Genomic DNA, 19,730 nt, shown 5'->3' with positions numbered 1-19,730 from the left:
CATACAGTTCTGAAGGAATAGAACAATGTCTACGATTGATTTTTCATTACTGAAGTCCAACGTAAATGACTCAGCATCATTGATGCCTAGTATTGCCAATAAAAAAATCCTCATGGGTTTCTGGCATAACTGGCCAGCCGGCCATAGTGATGGTTATCAAGGTGGGCAGTTTGCCAATCTGAATTTGGTGGATGTACCCAAGGACTACAACGTTGTTGCTGTAGCGTTCATGAAAGGCCAAGGTATTCCTACCTTCAGACCTTACAACCTCTCCGATGAAGAGTTTCGCCGTCAGGTAGGCGTGCTGAACAGCCAGGGACGGGCGGTGTTGATCTCATTGGGCGGCGCCGACGCTCATATTGAGTTGCACAAGGGGGATGAGCAGCCACTGGCGAATGAGATCATTCGCTTGGTTGAAGTCTACGGTTTTGATGGGTTGGATATCGACCTGGAGCAAAGCGCCATTGATTTTGCTGACAACAAGACGGTGCTGCCGGCGGCCTTGAAACTGGTGAAGGATCACTACAAGGGCGAAGGGAAACATTTCATCATCAGCATGGCACCTGAGTTTCCCTATCTCAGAGTTGGTGGCAAGTACGTTGGTTACATTCAGGCCCTTGAGGGGTACTACGACTTCATCGCGCCTCAGTACTACAACCAAGGTGGCGATGGGATCTGGGTGCAGGAGGCCAACGGTGGTCAAGGTGCCTGGATTGCACAGAACAATGATGAGATGAAAGAGGATTTCCTCTACTACCTGACCGAAAGCCTGGTGACTGGCATTCGGGACTACATCGCCATCCCCGCAGATAAATTTGTCATTGGCTTACCGGCCAATAATGACGCTGCGGCCACTGGCTATGTGATCGATCCTGCTGCAGTTGTAAATGCATTCAAGCGTCTCGACGCTGCCGGCCATTCCATCAAAGGGCTGATGACGTGGTCTATCAACTGGGACGACGGCGTTACCAAGCACAATGTTCCCTACAACTGGGAGTTCTACGATCGTTACTCCCCATTGATTCACGGCGGGTCGGCGCCTGGTGACCGGCCAACGGCGCCGGCGAACCTGTCCGCCAGGGACGTAACCGAGATCAGTCTGACCTTGAGTTGGGGGGCTTCAAGCGGCCCTCGTCCGATCGAGACATACACGCTATACCGAAATGGGGCTGCGATAGGCCATGCGGCAGCTTTAACGCTGAAGGACTCAGGCCTAACGCCGAACACTCAGTACAGCTACTTTGTCACGGCAACAGACTCTCAGGGAAATGAGTCGCTGCCGAGCAAGAGCCTGAGCGTTCGAACTGCTGGAGACATCCCTGATCCAGAGTTCCCCGAGTGGCAGTTGAACCATCGGTATCGCAAGGAGGATGGCGTGACTTACGAAGGCAATCATTACGTGTGCCTGCAAGAGCACGTATCAAACTCAGGCTGGACACCACCAGTCGCCTTTACCCTTTGGTCGAAGGTCGCAATCAAACGGCGCGCTTAGAGCGCTATGCAAAGCCCGGCTTCAATGCCGGGCTTTCATTGCTTGCGGATAAGCGGTCAACGCTAGCCAGTCATGGCCGCGCCATGACTACTCCACGGCTTGGGCCAGCCCCTGATCCTCGCCCAGAAACCCACCACTCTGGTGCTGCCACAGGCGAGCATAGGTGCCGTTCCTGCCGAGCAATTCGGCGTGCGTACCTTGCTCGATGATGCGCCCCTCATCCATGACGATGAGACGGTCCATAGCCGCGATGGTGGACAGCCGGTGGGCGATGGCGATGACGGTCTTGCCCTCCATCATTTCGCCGAGACTTTCCTGGATAGCGACTTCCACCTCGGAATCCAGCGCGCTGGTGGCCTCGTCGAGCAGCAGGATCGGGGCGTTCTTGAGCATCACCCGGGCAATGGCAATGCGTTGGCGCTGGCCGCCCGAGAGCTTGATGCCGCGCTCACCCACCAGGGTGTCGTAGCCGCGATGGCCCTGCTTGTCGCTCAGCTGGTTGATAAAGCCATCGGCCTGGGCATGGATCGCGGCAGTGCGAATTTGCACATCGGTTGCATCGGGACGGCCATAGGCGATGTTGTCGCCAATGGAGCGATGCAGCAGGGAGGTATCCTGAGTGACCATGCCGATGGCGCTGCGCAGGCTGTCTTGCGTTACCTCGGCGATGTTTTGTCCATCGATGCGGATCACCCCCTTGTCCACGTCGTAAAAGCGCAGTAGCAGGTTGATCAGCGTGGACTTGCCGGCGCCGGAGCGACCCACCAGGCCGACCTTTTCACCTGCGCGTATCTTCAGGCTCAGGCCATCGAGCACCTGGCGCTCACCGTTGTAGTTGAAGCTTACATTGTCGAAGCTCACCGCGCCGCCGCGTGTCTGCAGCACACCCGCGTTCGGCGCATCCTGCACCTTGGGGCCACGGGTGAGGGTGGCCATGCCATCCTGAACGGTGCCGATGTTCTCGAACAGTGAAGTCATTTGCCACATGATCCAGTGCGACATGCCATTGATGCGCAGGGCCATGGCGGTAATCGCCGCCACCGCCCCGGTACCGACTTCACCCTGGTGCCACAACCACAGGGCATAGCCGCCTGCGCCCACAATCAGTGCTACCACCAGCATCTGGTTGACGATCTCGAACTGGCTGACCAGGCGCATCTGGCGAAAGCCGGTTTGCTTGAAATCCTCCATCGCCGCACGCGCGAAGTGCGCCTCACGTTTGGAGTGGGAGAACAGTTTCACCGTGGTGATGTTGGTGTAGGCGTCCGAGATGCGACCGGTCATCGATGACCGCGCATGGGCCTGTTCCTGCCCGACTTGCCCCAGGCGCGGCACGAAGTACAGCATGGCCAGCCCGAACAACGCGACCCAGGCAATGAAAGGCAGCATCAGCTTCAGGGCGAAGCCACCGGCCAGGGCGATGATGGCGATGAAATACACCCCGATCCCGGGGGCGATCTCGATCACCGTGAACAGCACTTCGCGCACGGCGAGTGCCGTCTGCATCACCTTGGTGGTCACCCGGCCGGAGAACTCATCGGAAAAGAACGAAAGGCTTTGCCGCAACATCAGGCGATGGAAGTCCCAGCGCAATCGCAGCGGTAGATTGATCGCCAGTATCTGGTGCTGCACCAGGGTGCGCAGCGCCACCAGCCCGATGCTGCTAAACAGCACGATAGCGATACCCCAGAGCACGCGACGTTCCTGGCCGTCGGCAACGCCGCCTGCCTGCCAGGACGAGAGCAGGTCGACGACCTGGCCAAGAAAGGAGAACAACCAGGCTTCGTAAATCGACACACTGGCACTGAGCAGCGCGAGCGCAAGCACATAGCCACGCGCGCCGCGCGTGCAGGCCCACATAAAGCGCAACAGGCCCACCGGCGGGGGTGGTACTTCGTCGGGCGGGAAAGGGTCGAGGCGTCGTTCAAAAATCTGAAGCATGGCGGTTTCCGAGTGATGATGGACATCGTTGAGCAGAGGTTGTTGTATTTGCTTTAAATGTAAAGTATTCGCATTTATACTGCGCGACCACGCCTTCCTTCCAGGCATTCGTTCCCCCCTTCGCGCAGGTCATCGTGCAGGTCGAGCCTAGCAAACCCACACTCCTGGCAACATTGGCTCGCCATTATGACGAGCTGGTGGATCATGTGCGCCGACGTTTCGGTGAACGGGTCTTCGCCCGTGAAGTGGTACATGACTTGTGTCTGCAGTTGCTGGAACAGGATGAAAAGCAAGGTGTGCGCACGCCGGTGGCCCTGTTGCGCAAAATCGCTCACGATATCGCCATCACCCGCTACCGTAGCGAGCGTCGACGCCAGGCCTGGGTGGTCGGCGTTGCGACATTGCCTGACGTTGCCTGTGGCGCCCCAAGCCAGGAGCGCCATGTTGACGCTGAACGCACCCTGGCGCTGCTGACCGATGCGATTGCCAATTTGCCTGCGCGCTGTCAAATGGTGTTCGTGATGCACAAATTGCATGAACTGCCGCAAGCCGAAGTGGCCGAACGTCTGGGCATATCCCTCAAAACCGTAGAAAAGCACCTGCGCCTGGGTATGAACGCCTGCCGCAAACACCTGGGGACGGCGCTACTGCCATGAGCCGCAACTCGCAAAAAACCAAGGACTATCGCGAAGAAGACGAAGCCATTGCGCGCTTTCGTGAAGCGCTCAAGCAGCGTTTTCCGCTACCGCCGCCAACACCCGCCAAGCGCAAGCGCACAGCAGGCAAAACGCTGGGGCTGATCCTGCTGGCAATGGCCGCTGGTGCAGTCTGGTTCGACCCCGCTTATCAAACCCAGCACATTGCCAGCCAGGTCGGTCAGCGCCAGGCACTGCAGCTGGCCGATGGCAGTCAGGTCCTGCTCGACAGCGACAGTGAGATGACCATCCGTTGGCACCTGCGCACTCGCCAGGTTGAACTGAAACGGGGGCAGGCGCTGTTCCAGGTCTCGTCGAGGGTGTATCGCCCGTTCCTGGTCGATGCCGGCGGGGCAACGGTGCGCGTGGTAGGCACCCGCTTCAACGTCAACCGGCACGGGCAAGAGGTGCAGGTGACCGTGGCCAAAGGCAAGGTAACGGTCCGGGGCAGCGCCACCGATGCGGTTGCGCTGCTCGAACCTGGCCAGCAATTGCGCGTGCGAGATGGCATCCCGGGTCAGGTAACACGGGTCAGCGCCGATGATGTCACCGCCTGGAAAGACAGCCGCTTGGTGTTTGAAAGCACCCCGCTGGCCGAGGTCATCGGCACGCTCCAGCGCTACCACCGCCAGCCGATCACGCTCATCGACCCGGGTATTGCCCGGTTGCCGGTATCCGGTGTGTTCGACAGCGAGCATGTTGAACGCCTGCTGGCGCTGTTGCCCGGCATCCTGCCGGTGAGCGTTTCGACCGCGACCGATGGCGCGGTGCTGATCAAATCGCGCGACGCGAAAAAGTAATTTTCGACAGAGGTAGGGTTACGCGGCTGTGCTGACGGCTATCTCCCTGCAACCTTACTTTGTGGAGAATAAAAACGTGAGTCAGCCCTTCCTGCGTGCGCCTGTGCGCCTGTCCTTGCTGGCCAGCAGCCTGCTGCTCAGCCAATGGTCGATGGCGCAATCTGCACCGATCGATTTCGATGTTCCAGCCACCTCGCTGGAGAAATCCCTCAATGCCGTTGCGCGCCAATCGTCGGCACAGATCCTGTTTGCCAGCGAAATCGCTGCTGGCAAGACTGCGCCTGCTCTGCGCGGCCGCTATACCTTGCAGCAAGCGCTGGAACGGCTGCTGGGCAAGAGCGGGCTGACCATCCAGGAGCGTAACGAACACACGTACCTGGTGGTACCGGGTAAATCTGCGGCTGTTACCGATGCGGCCGCCAACGATTCCACAGCAGTGGAGCTAGCCAGCCTGGAAATCAGCTCGTCGCGTCTGAACAGCGACCTGGTGCCGCAAGCCCGGCAGGTCAATGTCATCGAGCGCGAGCAACTTGAGCAGTTGCGCCAGGGTTCCGATGGCCTGGCCACCTTGCTGGCGAAAAGCATTCCCGGCATGGCTGACTCCAGCCGCACCATCACCGACTACGGCCAGACGCTGCGCGGACGAACGATGCTGGTGCTGGTCGATGGTGTCCCGCTCAACACCAACCGCGACTCCTCGCGCAACCTTGCCAACATCGACCCGGCGCTGATCGAGCGCATCGAAGTGATCCGCGGTAGCAGTGCTATTTATGGTGCGGGTGCAACCGGTGGCATCATCTCCATCACCACCCGCCCGGCCGGCGGTGAACCGCGTGCACAGACCAGCCTGAGCGCCGTATCGCCCCTGAGCCAACTGGACAGTGACGGCCTTGGCGGCCAGTTGCAGCATCACCTGTCTGGCTCCCAGGGCCAGGTCGATTACGCCCTGGACTTCGGCGCCCGGCACATTGGCGCTTCCTATGACGCCAAAGGGCAGCGCATCGCACCAGAGCCCAGCCAGGGTGATCTGTTTGATTCCAACACCTACAACATTGGCGGCAAACTGGGCTTGCGCATTGATGATGTCCAGCGAATCCAGCTGTCGGCCAGCCACTACAACGCCGAGCAGGACTCCGACTATACCTCCGACCCGTCGGTCGCCAGGCTGCCGCCAGGTTCTGTGCCGGCCAGGCCACTGTCGGGCCTGGCGCTGGACGAGCAGAACCAGATCAAGAACACGCTGCTGAACCTTGAATACGCGCACACCGACATACTCGGCGGTACGCTGAATGCGCAGCTCTACTACCGCGACTACTTCACCCGCTTCACGCCTTTCGATGCGCGGGCAGTGGCCACGCGCGGGCGAAATGTCGATCAAGTGATGCAGAACAGCGAAGTGTTCGGCAGCCGGGTCACGCTGCGTACCCCGATCGGCAGCGCGGGCAGTACCGAGCTGCTGTGGGGCGCCGACTTCAACCAGGAGCGCAGCGACATGCCCATCGACATCTTCGACCCGCAGGTCTACGACGCCAGCGGCGGCAGGGTGTTCGACAAGATCGGCAAGCTGACCTACATGCCTGACCTGACCTCGCGCAGTGTCGGGGGCTTTGCGCAGCTGCAGCACAAGTTCAACGATCACTGGTCGATGGAAGGTGGTGTGCGTTACGAGTACGCCACCGCCGAATACGATGACTTCATCCCGCTGTCGGAGTCGGCAGCCAGCCAACCGGCCACCGTCCAGGGCGGTGAGGTTCATTATGACTCGGTGTTGTCCAACCTCAGCGTGACCTACTCACCGGTGGCGGGCCAGGAAATCTATGCCGCGTTCAGCCAGGGTTTCCAGTTGCCCGATATTGGTGTGCAGCTGCGTAACGCCCGACGTGGATTCGACATCGACTCTTCGAACCTGGAACCTGTGAAAACCAACAATTACGAGTTGGGCTGGCGCGGTGCATTGGGCGAGCAGACGCTGGCGTCGTTGGCAGTGTTCTACACCACCTCAAAACTTGGCGATGTGCAAAGCTTCAACAACGGCCTGATCCTCACGCGCACCAAAGAGCGGATCTACGGCGTAGAAGGCAGCGCCGACTGGCTGACCAACGATGAACGCTGGGGCGCAGGTGGCACCTTTACCTGGATGAAGGGCAGGGAACAGCCGGACGCCGGTGACTGGCAGGACATGACCGGGTACCGCATCCCGCCACTCAAGCTGACCGCCTACGTGCAGTTCAAGCCCAGCGACGTTTGGAGCAACCGTGTGCAAGCCACCTATTTTGACGGTGATGACTATCGTCTGGATGGCGTTGCCAGCTTCGGTCGACGCAAGGTCGATGGTTACACCACCGTCGATCTGATCAGCCAGTACCAGGTAACTGCTGACGACCAGGTCAGCGTGGGTATCCAGAACCTGTTCAACCGCCACTACTACCCGCTGTACAGCCAGCTGATGCGTAACAGCAACAACACCAGCCACCTGCCTGCGCCGGGTACGGTGTTGACGGCGAGTTATACGCATCAGTGGTAATGAACAACCCCGCTTGGATGGGCCTGCGCTGACTACCCCTTCGAGCCTGCCCACGTAGACGCTGCGCAATGTCAGGTAGAGGGTGGCTATGCCATCCTCGCTGGTACCCAAGAGCACATACCAACCTACTCGTTCAAAGCGCCAAACTCGTTACTACATTGCCATGTCTTCCTGGACGGGGTGATTCCTTGAGTCCAGCTCATCATCCGCCATCGCTATTCCCCTCATGCGCGCTCCCGCGCAGCCAAAGTTCGTGATAGTGAGTAAGCCGGGACAAACCATAGAGGGCGCCTTCCTGCATAACCTGCGAGCGTTCTCCGAAAAATCGCTAAGTATGGGCAAATACTGCGATGGGCTCGCCAGCAAATGCCCAAGCAAAGCATAAAGTGCCGGGCGCTACCCCTGTGATTCAGGAGCAGGCCCAGCGACACCGGTGGTGGCGATGACGCCATTGGCATTGCTGTCCTTCAAGGCACCCAGCGCCATCTCCCAGGCCACTGCCTCACTGGTCAGGCCGTAACGCTCGATGGTCTCTGGGTTCACTAGCAGAAGGCGCTGGGCCACCCGGCGTTGTCGACATAGGCTGTTCCTCCTGGCGATCGGGCGAGAATGCCCGATATAAGCAGAGGAAACTGTCCGCAGGCCGAAGTTCCGCCCGTTTGCCTCACTGGTGGTATCCTTTCAGGCCCTCATCAATCGTGTTTACGCAGGGCTTCGACCAATTCTGCCTTGGTCATAGTGGAGCGCCCTTTGATGTTCTGGCTACGCGCTTCCTTCATCAGGCTTTCCTTGGACTGCGTTTGTAACGATGAGTATGACGTGCGCGAATAGCCTTGCCGTGATTTTGCAGCACGTTTGGCCGAGTCTGACCTCGCGGCTCTCTTCTCGCCTGAAGACGTACGGACACCAGAGCCACCTGCCTTCTCGCCACCTCCGGACTGCTTGTTGACGGTAGCCCATGCCCGCGCTTCGGCTTCATCCTTTGAAACACCTTTGTGCTCATAGCTTTCTTCGATGTGCTCGGCTTTGCGCTTTTGCTTATCCGTGTATTTATCCTTGTCACCCCGTGGCATGACGTTCACTCCCAAGATGCTTTACTTGTACTGTTGAGGTTTTATCACCGCCAGAGTGCCAAGCAATGGACGAGCGGTTTGAACGCGCCCACTGCCACACCTCGCCGGCTAAACGTAGCGCAGTGTCCGGGATTAGTTGACCACTGCATCTCAACTCAGGCCAGCGGGAAGGGTGAGGTTATTTCTCCCACTGTTCCAGCAGTATCGAGACGAATTTTTCCGCAGCCGGGGAGAGGGAGGCGCCTCTTCGGTAGACCAGTCCCAACGATCGGTTAACCACGGGCTCTATCAACGGGACGCTCACCAATGTTGGATGATCCACAGCAGGCATTGCGAGGCTCGGCATTGCCGATACGCCTAATCCAGCCTCTACCAGACCCAGCGACGTTGATAGGTGTTGCACCTCATAGAACCACTGTGGACGCCAGCTCAAGCCCGACAAAGCATGGTCAAGCAACATGCGGTTGCCGCTCAGACGACCGACTCCGATCAGGCGGTAATTACTGAGTTCAGACCAGGTGACGGCGCTTCGTTTGGCCAACTCATGATCGCGTCGACACGCCAGGACAAAAGGTTCGTTGACCAAAGGTACGAACTCTATGTCCGGGTGCTGGCCGCTCATCATGTTGATGCCAAAGTCGGCTTCGCCACGCAGGACAGCCTCCAGTCCTTCGTTCGCACTCAGGTCAAGCAAGCGAATGCGAATTTGTGGATAGCGCTCGTTGTAGAGGCGGATGACCGATGGCAAAAAGTAGAAGGCTGCGGTGGGGATGCAGGCGAGGGTTACCCGGCCGCTCTGGCGCTCCGCCAGCTCTCGGATGTTGAGTATCGAGTCATCGAAATCATCCAGTAAGCGTCGTGCCTTGGGCAGGAAATCTCGCCCCACGCTGGTGAGGCTGACCCTTCTGGTGGTGCGATCAAGAAGCGCTGTTCCCAATCCCTCTTCCAGTTTTTTCATTCTCCGGCTCAACGCCGGTTGAGAGAGATGCAATGCATCGGCAGCTTCGTGAAAGCTGCCAAGCTCTGCGATCTTCACGAAAGATCGGATGTCATTGAGTTCATAATTCACTTTTTTATCTCAGCAGACGGGGGTGGTTGCGCCTGGGAATCCTAGAATCTTCATTCGTTAAACGCAATAATCAGGCTGATATTTGCATTGGAAACAATTTTCAAAGCCTGCGACTCTTGCTCTCAGCACATCAATTACCCCGATTGATCAATAAGAGTCAGTATTCATGCAACGAATTCCCTGTGTGCTCATGCGCGGTGGTACTTCCAAGGGCCCGGTATTTCTCGCCTGGGATCTACCTGTTGCGATCGAAGAACGTGATGAGCTGCTGCTCAACCTGATGGGTTCCGGCCATGAGCTGGAAATTGACGGCATCGGTGGCGGAAGCCCACAAACCAGCAAGGTGGCGATCGTCAGCCCGTCGCTGCATCCCGACGCCGATGTCGACTATCTGTTCGTTCAAGTTATGGTTTCCCAGCGTCGAGTCGACACCGCGCCCAATTGCGGCAACATGCTCTGCGCTGTTGGCCCCTTCGCCATCGAGCAGGGGTTGGTAAAGGCCGGCAAAGACCTGACCTGCGTGCGTATTCGCAACCTCAACACCGGGACGTTTGTGAACGCCGAAGTCCAGACCCCAGGCGGCAAGGTCAGCTATGAAGGCGATACCGCCATCGATGGTGTGCCAGGTACCGCCGCGCCTGTGCAACTGACCTTTCTCGACGCTGCAGGCAGCAAGACCGGAAAACTGTTCCCGACGGGTCAAACACAGGATGTGATCGACGGTATTGCGGTGACGTGCATCGATATGGCGATGCCAATGATGATTGTCGAAGCCGGCCAACTGGGTAAACGTGGTGATGAAAGTCCTGCTGAATTGGATGCCGACAAAGAGTTCCTGCGTCGCCTGGAGTCCTTGCGACTGCAAGCCGGCCTGGCAATGGGCCTGGGTGATGTCAGCGACAAAGTGATTCCCAAGCCAGTACTGGTGTCACCGGCCAAGGCTGGCGGCACAATCCAAGTGCGCTACTTCATGCCACACAACTGCCACCGGGCCTTGGCGATCACCGGCTCCATCGGCCTTGCCACCGCTTGTGTCACTGAAGGCAGTGTGGTCGCGCAATTGCTCGGCGGGGTTAGCGAGCCACGCTTGAAGCAAGTACGCATTGAACATCCAAGTGGCGGGATAGATGTCGTATTGTCCTACACCGGCGATCAGGGTGAGACAATTCGTGCTTCGGTGGTGCGTACATCGCGCCGGTTGTTCTCCGGTTTTGTCTACGCCGCGGCTTCCCAACGACTTGCCGGATAATTTCCCTAGTCATTGCCGTTATTGCATCAGCACAATTCTAAAAATGGGTGATGCCATGAAAGTTGTAAAATCGCTCTACTTCCAGATTCTCTTCGCCGTGCTGTTGGGTGTGCTGGTTGGGCATTTTTGGTCACAACAGGCCATTGCCTTGAAACCGCTAGGTGATGCCTTCATCAAGCTGATCAAGATGATGATCGCTCCGGTGGTGTTCTGCACCATCGTCACGGGTATCGCCGGCATGAGCGACAAACACTCCCTCGGGCGTCTGTTGAGCAAGACCATGCTGCTGTTCCTGGCGCTAACCGTGATCAGTCTGATCATCGGCCTGGTGGCGGTCTACCTGTTCAAGCCCGGTGTGGGCATGAACATTGACCCCACCCAGTTGAGCACCAAGGGCCTGTCGCAGTACACCGATTCCGCCGCGAAGCTGGGCGTGGTCGAGTTTTTCATGCACATCATCCCCGACACATTCATCGGTGCTTTCAATAAAGGTGAAGTGCTGCCGGTGTTGTTCATCGCGGTGCTTTGCGGTTTTGCGCTTTCGGCCATAGGTGAGCGTGGCAAGCCGGTACTGGATGTACTGGAATCCGCCTCGCACATGGTGTTCAAGATCTTCTCCTACTTGATGCGCTTCGCTCCGATCGGTGCCTTTGGCGCTTTGGCCTTCACCGTGGGCCAGTACGGTATTACCTCGTTGGGCTCGTTGGCCAAGCTGATCATGACCTTGTACATCGCCTGTGCCTTCTTCGTCTTTGTGGTGCTGGGGAGCATTTGCCGGGCGAATGGCTTCAGTCTCTGGAAGTTGCTGCGCTACTTGCGCGAAGAATTCCTGGTGGTGCTGGGGACTTCCTCCACCGAGCCTGTGATGCCACGGATGTTGGAAAAGCTGCAAGCCCTGGGTTGCAAAAAAGGTGTGGTGGGGCTGGTGCTGCCAACGGGTTATTCGTTCAACCTCGACGGTACGGCGATCTACCTCTCGCTGGCAGCGGTGTTCATTGCTCAGGCCTGCAACATTGAGCTGAGCCTGACGCAGACCGTGACCATGCTGGCAATCATGCTGTTGTCCTCGAAGGGCGCGGCAGGCGTCACCGGCGCCGGTTTTGTCGCGCTGGCTTCGACACTGACTGTCATCCATGACATTCCCTTGGCCGGCCTTGCCCTGCTGATCGGCATCGACCGCTTCATGTCAGAGGCCCGGGCTTTGACCAGTCTGGCAAGCAACGCCGTGGCCACCGTAGTGATGTCCATCTCGGAGAATGCCTGCGATCGCGAAACACTGATGCGGACACTGGACGGCAAACCTTCGCCCGCAGCGACCCCAACCCAAGCCCAGAGCGAAAACTGGGATGGCCTGAAGGTTACGGAACACGCCTGACCGGTCACGGCTGAATCAAGCCCCCTAAATACCTCAATGAATACCCCCGCCAGGCACCGTTGATCGTGCCGTCTGGCGGGTACGGGGTCGTGCGCCTGTGCGTCGGCCACGCTACTCATAAGAACAAGAGAACTTACCTATGCTCGCATTGCTTGGCTTGGCCATGGTGGTGGTCTTCACCGTCCTGATAATGACCAAACGGTTGTCACCGATAGTCGCCCTGACGGTGGTGCCGATTGTCTTTGCCGTCATTGGAGGCTTCGGTGGCACTACCGGCAAGATGATGCTCGATGGCTTGAAAATGGTCGCTCCTTCGGCCGCTCTCCTGCTGTTCGCGATCTTGTTTTTTGGCTTGATGATCGACGCCGGCCTGTTCGACCCGCTGATTCGCAAGATCCTCAAGCGCGTCAACGGCGACCCGATGAAAATCGCTGTCGGCACAGCGTTGCTGTCGCTGCTGGTTGCCCTGGACGGTGATGGCACCACCACCTACATGATTACCTGCGCGGCAATGCTTCCCCTATACAAACGTATCGGGATGAATCCGATGATTCTGGCGACCATTGCCATGCTTTCTCTGAGCATCATGAGTGGTATGACCCCTTGGGGTGGCCCAGCGACCCGGGCGATCGCGGCGTTGGGCCTGGATGCCGGTGCCTACTTCGTTCCCTTGCTGCCGACCATGATTGGCGGTGCTATGTGGGTGGTGTTCACCGCGTTTTTGCTGGGCCGTGCGGAACGCAAACGGATCGGAAATATCCAGTTGGAAAGCGGCGGGGGAGATTGCTACATCAAGGCGATTCTTGAAGACACTCCGCACAAGCGACCGAAACTGGCCTACGTTAACCTGTTGTTGGTTATCGCGGTGATGGTCGCACTGGTGATGGGGATCATGCATTCCGCGATCCTGTTCCTGATCGGGTTCGTACTGGCGCTGATGATCAACTATCCGCAACTGGATATTCAGAAGGAACGCATCCTTGCCCATTCGGGCAACGCCATGACCGTCGTACTTTTGGTGTTTGCCGCCGGTATCTTTGCCGGGATCTTCTCGGGCACCAAGATGGTCGACTCTCTGGCGCAAACCCTGGTTGACTGGATTCCACCGTCCTGGGGGCATTTGTTCCCGCTGGTAGTGGCGATTACCAGCATGCCGCTGACCTTCGTCCTGTCCAACGATGCTTATTACTTCGGTGTGGTGCCCATCTTGGCGAATGCCGCTGCGGCCTATGGCATTGATCCGGTGGAGATCGCCCGTGCATCGATTCTCGGCCAGCCAGTACACCTGATGAGTCCGTTGGTAGCTTCAACCCTGTTGCTGGTGGGTATGGTTGATCGCGATATCGGCGATTTCCAGAAAGCCACCGTCAAATGGGCGGTGCTCACTTCCCTGGTGATTACCGCGCTAGCCCTGCTGACCGGGGCGATCAGTCTCTTCACCTGATTCCCCAAAACCACCTGCTTTTTCCTGACGTGCCTCACCAGTGAGGCGCGCGCTGTCCTGCACTCTAAATAACAACAATGAGTAGTTCGCTATGAAGACTTTGTTTACCCGTGGCGTTTCATTCCCTCTTCTTGCACTTTTGCCATTGGCCAGCGTTAGCGCTGAAGGTTTTATCGACGACAGCAAGCTCAAGCTGCAATTGCGCAACGTCTATTTCAATGAGAATTTCCGCGACGAGCATGGCTTGAGTACCAAATCGGCAAGGACGGCGAAGAGCGAGCGAACCGAGTGGGCCCAGGGATTTCTGTTGGATTACCAATCGGGATTTACCCCCGGCACCATTGGGTTTGGTGTGGATGCCCTTGGCCTGCTCGGGGTCAAGCTCGACTCCGGTCGTGGCCGCAGCGGCACGGGCTTGTTGCCCGTCCATGATGACGGTCGAGCGGCTGACGAGTTCGCAAGTCTGGGCATGACTGCCAAGGCCCAGCTGGCCAAGACCACGGTCAAATACGGCACCTTGCTACCCAAGACTCCGGTGCTGATCTACAACGATGCGCGTCTGTTGCCGCAAACGTATCAGGGCACACAGGTCAGTAGCGTGGACATCGAGAACCTCACCCTCACCGGCGGCTACCTGGATCGATTCAAACTGCGCGATTCCACCGACAGCATGCCGATTGTGCCCGACGGTTATGGCGGGGATAAATCAGGGGACTTCAGCTACGCAGGGGCCGAATACAAGCTGGGGAAAAACGTCCGCTTGAGTTACTTCTACGGCGAACTGGAAAACTTTTACCGTCAGAATTTTGCAGGTATCCAGCACGACCTACCCTTGGGCGGCGGTGTGCTGACCAGTGATTTGCGCTACTTCAACAGTGTCGATACCGGCTCGGCCTACGGTGGCAAGATCGACAACAACATGCTGAGCGGACAACTGTCCTACGCCATCTCCGGCCATACTTTCGGTGGTGGCTACCAGACCCTCAGCGGCGATGCCGGTTTGCCCTTCATCAGTGGCGCGACTGTCTACTCGTTCAGCAACGCCGGGATAGGTAAGTTTGTCGAGGAGGATGAAAAAACCTGGATGCTTAATTACGGCTATAACTTTGCTGCCCTCGGCGTGCCGGGCCTAACGTTCTCCACCCGTTATCTGAGCGGCAACGATGGTAAGTCCACCACCACGGTCAAAGAGTGGGAGCGTGACGCTGAACTGGCTTACATCGTGCAACAAGGTACCTTCAAAGGTCTGGGGGTGCGGTTGCGTAACTACGTTTATCGCTCTGATTATTCCCGTGGCCGTGACAGCAACCGGATCTACTTTACCTACGACATCGCGCTCTGGTGATTCCCTGATCGCGGCCTCGCGATGTTCGCAGGCCGCCTCTTCAGTGGCGGCTGCATAGGATTGGGTGAAGGATTTCAACGATGTCATTCAAAACCAAAATACTGTTGCTGACCTTACTACCAGTGATGTTGTTTGCTCTGGTTTTAGGTTTGAGCACCCGCGGCACGTTGCAGTCCCAGGCTGAGCAAGAAGTCGCTCACACCCGCGAGCGACTGCTTGAGGACAGCCGCATACGGCTCAAGGATTACGCGAGCATTGCTCGCACTTCTGTAGCCGAGCTTTATGATCGGGCGGCTCCCGGAGATCCCACCAGCCGAGCCTTGGCGATCAGTCGTTTGTCGAAAGTGAAGTATGGTGATGACGGTTATTTCATTGGGTATGACAGCCAGGTTGTACGCCTGTTTCGTGGTGACAGCAGCGAAGGCGTCGGCATTAACATGAGTGATCGCAAGGACATCAACGGGATTTTTTTGAACCGTGAAATGGTTGCAGCGGCAAAAAATGACACTCACTTCGTCAACTATTCAGGTGGCGTGGTCAACACCGATAAGGTGGTGCCGAAGCTCGCATACAGTTTTTATTTGCCCAAGTGGGACATGATCGTGGTCACCGCGGTCAACCTGGACAGCATTGAGGTTCAGGTCGCCAAGGTACGGGCCGATGTTGATCTACGGGTACGCAACTTGATGTACAGCATAGCCATCACCGCTACCGCACTGATTGGCATTATTGGGGCACTGACTCTACTGCTGGTCAGGCGCAGTTTGCGTCCCCTGACCCTGATCCGAATCCATCTTGACGAAATCGCTGCGGGTGAGGGTGATCTGACAAGGCGTCTGCCGCTTGTAAGTCGAGATGAGCTGGGACAACTTGCCGGTTCGTTCAATGCGTTTATCGAAAAGATTCACAGCCTCGTCAGCCAAATCGTTGCCATGAGCGAGCAGTTGAATGGATCTGTGAGCCATGTGGCCGAGCAGAGCAGGCAAATCGACCGCACTATGGATAAACAGCGCCAGGAAGCCGACCAGGTGGCCGCGGCGATAAACGAGATGTCATCGGCAGCGCAGGAAGTGTCGGTCAGTGCGCAAAATGCTGCAGACGCAGCCGTCAAAATCGACAGACAGTCCCGACACGCGGGGCAAATAGTCAATGGCAGCATGACTCGAATTCAGGCGCTGACCGTGGAGCTTGATGAGAGTGGTATCTCCATGAAGAGCCTTCAAAACGACGTAGCTTCTATCGTCACCGTGCTGGATGTCATTCGCTCGATTGCTGAACAGACCAATCTTCTGGCACTCAATGCGGCCATTGAAGCAGCCCGTGCCGGTGCGGCCGGGCGCGGGTTTGCGGTGGTTGCAGATGAAGTACGAGCCCTGGCCAGTCGTACTCAGCGCAGTACCCAGGAAATCCAGGCAATGGTTGAGCGTCTCAAGAGCACTACGGGTGGCGTAGTCAGTGCCATGCGCCAATCCACTCAAGCCGCTCAAGGCGCTAACGCTCAGGCCGATCAGGCGGCTGAATTTCTGGGCAATACGGTCGAACTGATTGCTACTATCAATGCGATGAACGCACAGATCGCCAGCGCTGCGCAGGAGCAAACCTCAGTGGCTGAAGAGATCAACCGCGGGGTGCATCAGATCGCGCGCGCAATTGACAGCGTAGCCGGTCAGACTCAGCTCGGGGTCAAGACAGTCGATGAGATGTATATGATCGGCAATCGCCTGCAAAGCTTGCTGGGGCAATTCAAAATTTGATGCCGTCCTGCACAGCACTTGTCAGGGCCTATGCTGGCCCGGAACCAAGGCGATCAAGACCGTGCCCGCGGCCATGATCGACAGCGTCACGATCAGCCCTGATGTAAGTTGCATAGAACCCGAACAAAAAGAAGTCGAATTGTCCGCGCTAGTGACCCGCAGGATGGCGCCCAGTTTCGACCCCTTGGATCGGGTGTCTTGAGTTGTTGTTTTCATCATGGCTACCGTGGTGATCACTATTGTTTTTGGAATGAGTGGATCGCCGATCAGTCGCTACCTCCGTTGATCGGGCTGGGTTGGCGTTCTTCGATGGCGTGCTTGAGCAGCGCGGCGCTGCGGAAGATGCCATGGGCGAATTTGCTGTAGGGCATAGTCAGGAAAAACGCCATGACCAGGCCGAGATGGATCGCCAGCATCAAGCCTAGGGCCGCGCTTTCGCGAAACGCCAGGAGTGCCAGGCCGCTGGCACTGACTAGAAACAGCAGCGCGATAAAGCCACGATCCATGGGTTTCTGATTTTCGTCGCCGTGCTCCGGGTTGCGACGCAGGTTCAACCACAACAGACCTGCGGGGCCTATCAGCAGGCCGACTCCACCTGCGATGCCCAGCATCACCGGCAAGCTCAGAACGGGGTAGGGCGCCGACCAGTCCAGCAGGAAATGGTAAAGCGTGGCGACACCGGTGGCGGCGAAGCACAGCATGAAGCCGTAGAAGGTGAAGTGGTGCAAGCGCCGCCGCCATAGGGTGAACTGATCATCGGCATTATTGCAGCCCTCGCCATGACCCCCGTCCAGGTATTTGAGTCGGGCGACGTTGGCCGCGGCCTCCAGTGCAGCGGCTGTCTTTTCCTGCCGGGGGGCATCCGCCGGTGAAACGTTGCGCCAGAAGCGCCGCACGCCAATCGTCAATGCAAGTACCGAGAAACCGAAAACTGCACCGAACATCAGTGCCAGGGTGTTATGCGGGAAGATCCCGTAGAAATTCCCCCCGGGCATTGCGGTCAATAGATTGCCCATCACCATCAACGTGAGGCAGAGGAACAGTGCCAACCCCGCACCGGATGCCAGCGCCAGCGCCAGCCCGTTGCGCCGGTACAACTTGCCCATCACCTGTGGCCAGGCGTACTCGGAATAAGTGTCGAGGCGGACTTTGGCCATGGCCTTGGGCACATTGATTCCGAATTCGTGAGGGGCAGCGTACTGACAGGCATGCAGGCACGCACCGCAGTTATGGCAAAGGTTCGCCAGGTAATGGATATCCGCCTGAGAAAACTCCAGACGCCTCGTCATGGCTGGGAATACAGCACAGAAACCTTCGCAATAACGGCAGGCATTGCAAACACTCATCTGTCGCTGAACTTCGCTTTCATCAAGGTTGAGTACGGGAATCAAATTACCCGGTGCCTTGGGATCAAACAGCTGCATGTTGGGGCTCCGTGGATGAAGGGGTCAGGAAGCCGGCCGCAGCCGCGGCTTGCACACCGGCGATGCGACCGAATGCGGTACCAATGGCCATACCGATGCCGGCGGTATAGCCCTTGCCCAATACGTTGCCCGCCATCATTTCTCCTGCGACAAACAGGTTGGGGCTAGCCTCACCGTTGAAGTGAACGGCCGCGGTATCGTCGGTAGCCAGCCCCAGATAGGTGAAGGTCACGCCTGGCTTGAGTGGGTAGGCGCAGAAGGGGGGCTTTACCAATGGGCGGGCCCAATGGGTTTTGGCGGGTGTCAAACCTTCGGTGTGGCAATTGTCCAGCGCGGTGTGGTCGAACGTGCCGACGCGGCAGGCGGCGTTGTATTGCTCGATGGTTTTGACGAATTGCGTAACGGGAAGCTTCAACTGGCGGGCCAGATCTTCCAGCGAGTTGGCTTTAGTGCCCGGAAATACCGGTGGCATGAACCGTCCGAGGGCTTGTTGGTCGATGATCGAGTAGGCCTGTTGGCCGGGTTGCCCCGCGACCAGGCGCCCCCAGATCGCATAGCGCTTGGGCCAGAAGTCTTCGCCCTCATCGTAGAAGCGTTCGCCGTCGCGATTAACCACCACGCCCAGCGATACGCAATCGATACGGGTACAGATACCTCCGTCATACAGGGGCGCGCGGGCGTCGATGGCCACCATGTGCGCTTGCGTCGGGTCACCAATGAAATCGGCGCCCAGGTTCTGCATGCGCCGAAGCAGTACGCCGGTATTGAAGCGCGTCCCGCGAATCAGAAAATTGTCTGAGGGCCATTCTCCGCGCTCGTTTTGACCCCAAGCTTCGCGGAGCCATGCGCGGTTCGACTCAAAACCGCCAGCTGCCAGAACGCAGGCTTTGGCCTGAATACGCTCGGCGGGTAAACGCTGACCATCGACCTCTCGTTCACCGATGTACGCCGCGACGAACTCTGCGCCCTTCAACTCAATGTCAGTGACTTGAGCGTTGTAGCGGATCTTGATGCCCAGCCGCTCGGCGCTGCGGAAGTACGCATTAACTAACGCTTTGCCGCCGCCCATGAAAAACGCATTGGTGCGCGCAACATGTAGGGCACCCGACAACGACGGCTGAAAATGCACACCATGGCAGCGCATCCAGTCACGGCAGTTCGACGAGGCGCGGATGACAATACGTGCAAGCTTTTCGTTGGTAATCCCACCGGTGACTTTCAGCAGATCCTGCCAATATTCTTCTTCGGGATAGGCATCGACCAACACATCTTGCGGTGCGTCGTGCATGCAGCGCAGGTTTCGGGTGTGTTGCGAGTTGCCGCCGCGCCAGATTTTTGGTGCACCTTCCAGCAACATGACGCTAGCGCCGGCCTCTCGAGCCATCAACGCTGCACACAAGGCGGCATTGCCACCGCCAATCACCAATACATCGATCATCATCACTCCTCAATCGCAAGGAGGCATGAACGAAGTGCTCCTCGCGAGTGGGGAGAAGGTAGAGCTGTCAGCTTATTGTCGAAAGGCGCGAAATGAATCTGGGTGTT

General features: G+C 57.8%; 14 protein-coding genes and 2 pseudogenes. 9 read left to right on the top strand and 7 right to left on the bottom strand.

Annotated features, from left to right (window positions below):
- The first annotated feature begins 25 nt into the window (after positions 1–25).
- The gene (locus PspR32_RS13465; protein ID WP_010220083.1) at positions 26–1,492 is read left to right on the top strand and encodes a glycosyl hydrolase family 18 protein; all 1,467 of its coding nucleotides are present in this window, start codon (positions 26–28) and stop codon (positions 1,490–1,492) included.
- An 87-nt stretch (positions 1,493–1,579) separates the two neighbouring features.
- On the opposite strand, the gene PspR32_RS13460 is transcribed toward PspR32_RS13465, so the two are convergent.
- Positions 1,580–3,433, bottom strand: coding sequence for an ABC transporter ATP-binding protein (locus tag PspR32_RS13460; RefSeq protein WP_159388671.1), 1,854 nt, complete (start codon positions 3,431–3,433; stop codon positions 1,580–1,582).
- A gap of 134 nt (positions 3,434–3,567) precedes the next feature.
- Here PspR32_RS13460 and PspR32_RS13455 point away from each other — a divergent pair, with 134 nt between their 5' ends.
- The 3 genes from PspR32_RS13455 (at position 3,568) to PspR32_RS13445 (ending at position 7,452) form a co-directional block, all read left to right on the top strand.
- A complete protein-coding gene (locus tag PspR32_RS13455) occupies positions 3,568–4,089 on the top strand; it encodes an RNA polymerase sigma factor (protein WP_159388670.1) in 522 nt (173 codons plus the stop codon).
- Positions 4,086–4,928: a FecR family protein gene (locus PspR32_RS13450; protein WP_159388669.1), complete on the top strand. Its 843-nt coding sequence runs from the start codon at positions 4,086–4,088 to the stop codon at positions 4,926–4,928. The genes PspR32_RS13455 and PspR32_RS13450 overlap by 4 nt, the downstream gene beginning before the upstream one ends.
- Positions 4,929–5,079: 151 nt before the next feature.
- Entirely contained in the window at positions 5,080–7,452 is a 2,373-nt protein-coding gene (locus tag PspR32_RS13445) for a TonB-dependent siderophore receptor (RefSeq protein ID WP_159389388.1), read from the top strand.
- Between the two features lie 202 nt (positions 7,453–7,654).
- On the opposite strand, the pseudogene PspR32_RS13440 reads toward PspR32_RS13445, so the two are convergent.
- The 3 genes and pseudogenes from PspR32_RS13440 to PspR32_RS13430 all read right to left on the bottom strand — a co-directional run.
- A pseudogene (locus PspR32_RS13440) lies at positions 7,655–8,010 on the bottom strand (CinA family protein); the annotation flags it as partial.
- Between the two features lie 134 nt (positions 8,011–8,144).
- Positions 8,145–8,525 carry a termination factor Rho gene (locus PspR32_RS13435; RefSeq protein WP_159389387.1) on the bottom strand — a complete coding sequence of 127 codons (381 nt, stop codon included), beginning with the start codon at positions 8,523–8,525 and terminating at the stop codon, positions 8,145–8,147.
- A 178-nt stretch (positions 8,526–8,703) separates the two neighbouring features.
- The gene (locus PspR32_RS13430; protein ID WP_010220074.1) at positions 8,704–9,594 is read right to left on the bottom strand and encodes a LysR family transcriptional regulator; all 891 of its coding nucleotides are present in this window, start codon (positions 9,592–9,594) and stop codon (positions 8,704–8,706) included.
- Positions 9,595–9,760: 166 nt separating this feature from the next.
- On the opposite strand from PspR32_RS13430, the gene PspR32_RS13425 reads away from it, so the two are divergent.
- The 5 genes from PspR32_RS13425 (at position 9,761) to PspR32_RS13405 (ending at position 16,761) form a co-directional block, all read left to right on the top strand.
- Positions 9,761–10,843, top strand: coding sequence for a 4-oxalomesaconate tautomerase (locus PspR32_RS13425; protein WP_010220072.1), 1,083 nt, complete (start codon positions 9,761–9,763; stop codon positions 10,841–10,843).
- Between the two features lie 43 nt (positions 10,844–10,886).
- Positions 10,887–12,218, top strand: a complete 1,332-nt coding sequence (locus tag PspR32_RS13420; RefSeq protein ID WP_159389386.1) for a dicarboxylate/amino acid:cation symporter — start codon at positions 10,887–10,889, stop codon at positions 12,216–12,218.
- A 139-nt stretch (positions 12,219–12,357) separates the two neighbouring features.
- Positions 12,358–13,662, top strand: a complete 1,305-nt coding sequence (locus PspR32_RS13415) for a CitMHS family transporter (protein ID WP_010220068.1) — start codon at positions 12,358–12,360, stop codon at positions 13,660–13,662.
- A gap of 91 nt (positions 13,663–13,753) precedes the next feature.
- Positions 13,754–15,007, top strand: coding sequence for an OprD family porin (locus PspR32_RS13410; RefSeq protein ID WP_036997213.1), 1,254 nt, complete (start codon positions 13,754–13,756; stop codon positions 15,005–15,007).
- 80 nt (positions 15,008–15,087) lie between these two features.
- Positions 15,088–16,761, top strand: a complete 1,674-nt coding sequence (locus tag PspR32_RS13405) for a methyl-accepting chemotaxis protein (protein ID WP_159388668.1) — start codon at positions 15,088–15,090, stop codon at positions 16,759–16,761.
- Between the two features lie 36 nt (positions 16,762–16,797).
- Here the strand turns inward: PspR32_RS13405 and PspR32_RS26385 are convergent.
- The 3 genes and pseudogenes from PspR32_RS26385 to tcuA form a co-directional block, all read right to left on the bottom strand.
- Positions 16,798–16,980 (bottom strand): annotated as a pseudogene (locus PspR32_RS26385) (citrate-proton symporter); the annotation flags it as partial.
- A 47-nt stretch (positions 16,981–17,027) separates the two neighbouring features.
- Entirely contained in the window at positions 17,028–18,185 is a 1,158-nt protein-coding gene (tcuB, locus tag PspR32_RS13395) for a tricarballylate utilization 4Fe-4S protein TcuB (protein WP_159388667.1), read from the bottom strand.
- Positions 18,172–19,623 (bottom strand): FAD-dependent tricarballylate dehydrogenase TcuA, encoded by a 1,452-nt coding sequence (tcuA, locus tag PspR32_RS13390; protein WP_010220064.1) that lies wholly within the window; start codon positions 19,621–19,623, stop codon positions 18,172–18,174. Before tcuA ends, tcuB begins: the two co-directional genes overlap by 14 nt.
- Positions 19,624–19,730: the final 107 nt, after the last annotated feature.

Source organism: Pseudomonas sp. R32, from assembly GCF_009866705.1.
Taxonomy (GTDB): domain Bacteria; phylum Pseudomonadota; class Gammaproteobacteria; order Pseudomonadales; family Pseudomonadaceae; genus Aquipseudomonas; species Aquipseudomonas donghuensis.
Note: the sequence above shows the minus strand (reverse complement) of the source record. Positions and strands in the feature narration are given on the sequence as shown.